3 protein-coding genes are annotated in these 1,615 nt (G+C 72.9%); all 3 read right to left on the bottom strand.

The features are described from left to right. Window positions 1–129 (bottom strand): serine/threonine-protein phosphatase (locus FDZ70_10360; GenBank protein TLM66687.1); only part of this gene is annotated, 129 nt, incomplete at its 3' end. Beyond that, window positions 126–545 carry an FHA domain-containing protein gene (locus FDZ70_10355; protein TLM66686.1) on the bottom strand — a complete coding sequence of 140 codons (420 nt, stop codon included), beginning with the start codon at window positions 543–545 and terminating at the stop codon, window positions 126–128. The genes FDZ70_10360 and FDZ70_10355, both read right to left, overlap by 4 nt. Window positions 546–551: 6 nt before the next feature. Continuing rightward, the gene (locus FDZ70_10350; protein ID TLM66685.1) at window positions 552–1,286 is read right to left on the bottom strand and encodes a DUF2662 domain-containing protein; all 735 of its coding nucleotides are present in this window, start codon (window positions 1,284–1,286) and stop codon (window positions 552–554) included. Between the last annotated feature and the right edge of the window lie 329 nt (window positions 1,287–1,615).

The raw sequence follows: 1,615 nt of genomic DNA, 5'->3' as shown, positions 1-1,615 counted from the left end.
GTGCCCGCCGAGCCCGTCGGCGACGGCGTACAGCGGCGGGGAGTCGACGTACGCGTCCTCGTTGCCCGCGCGGACCAGGCCGGGATGGGTGTACGCCGCGTGGCCGGCGCGGTGCGCGGCGGCGGTCACGACTCCTCGACCTTCAGGTCGACCGGGCCCACCGAGACGATGTCGCCGGGCGACGCGGCGGCGGGGGCGGTGACCGGCACGCCGTTGAGCACCGTGCCGTTGGTCGAGCCGAGGTCCTCGACGATCACGCCTCCGCGTCCCGGCGAGATGCGCGCGTGGCGCGTCGAGACGAACGCGTCGGAGATCACGATGTCGGCGTCCGGTGCGCGGCCCACGACGAGCGGTCCGGTGAGCGGGATGCGCATGCCCTCGAGCGTCTGCGGCCCGCGCACGATCGCGACGGCGTATCCCCCCTGCGCGCGTCTCGGCGTGCCGCCCGACACCAGCCCGATGCCGGTGCGCACGACGGCGAACAGGAACAGGTAGAGCAGGCCGAGCAGCAGGACCCTGCCGAACAGCAGGATGATCTCCGGCACGGCGCGCTACCTGCCGGCCCCGGGGGCGTTGTAGACGAGCTTCGTCACGCCGACCTGGACGACGTCGCCGTCGCGCAGGAGCTCGGCGCCCGTGAGCGGCCGGCCGTTGAGGAAGGTGCCGTTCGTCGACCCGAGGTCCTCGACCTCCCAGCCGCCCGTCCGTTCCGTGAACGCGGCATGCCTGCGCGAGACGTTCGAGTCGGCGAGCACCACGCCGCACTCGGCGAGCCGGCCGACGACGACCCTCCCGCCCGCGAGGACGACGTCGTGGTCGAGCCCGGTGACGGTCACGGTGGCGGGGGTTCCCGCGTCCGAGGCGGACGAGTCCGGGCGCTCGGCGACGTCGTCAGCGCCGAGCTCGCCGGTCACCGGACGCCGCGACATCTTGGTCTCCACTTCGACGCGGCCGAGCCGGAACTCGTCGTCGACCTCGAACAGCACGACGGGACGCTGGGCGAGGTCGTAGCCGCGCTCCTGCGCGTAGCCGACCAGGTACGTTGCGAGCTCGCCCTCGAGGACCTCGATGAAGCCCTCCATGCGCTCCTCGTCGGCCTCGGAGATGACGACGGTGTACGAGGTCGGGGCGTACACCTTCCCGACACCCACTACGCGGCCGTCATCCATCGCCTTCCCGCACTTCTTGGCGATCTCGGCGGGCTGGACGGGCGAGCGGAACGCGCCCGCGAACAGACCCTCGACGGCGCCCGCGACCCGGTCCTCGAAGTCGGACAGTATGCTCACTGGTGTCGTTTCGCCCCTCGTCTGCGTGCGTTCGGGCGCCCGCGAAGGTGATCAGCCGACGTCGCCACGGACCGGCGGTCCGGCCGCGATGACGAGCGACATCAGTATAAGCGAGCCCGCCGCCTGCCCGAGGATGGCCGGGTCGAGCGGGGAGATCTCCGGCTCGAGGATGCCCCACACGACGTAGCCGACCACCAGCGCCGCCGTCGCCGCAGCCATGCCGGCCGTGGCCGCCCGGCGCGTGCCGCGGCGGCTGAGCAGCGACATCACCAGGCCCGCAAGGCCCCAAGCGGCGACCGTCACGTACGCGCCCGGGTTCGCCCACACGG

The organism is Actinomycetota bacterium, assembly GCA_005774595.1.
Lineage (GTDB): Bacteria > Actinomycetota > Coriobacteriia > Anaerosomatales > D1FN1-002 > D1FN1-002.
This window is presented reverse-complemented; position numbering and strand designations above follow the sequence as displayed.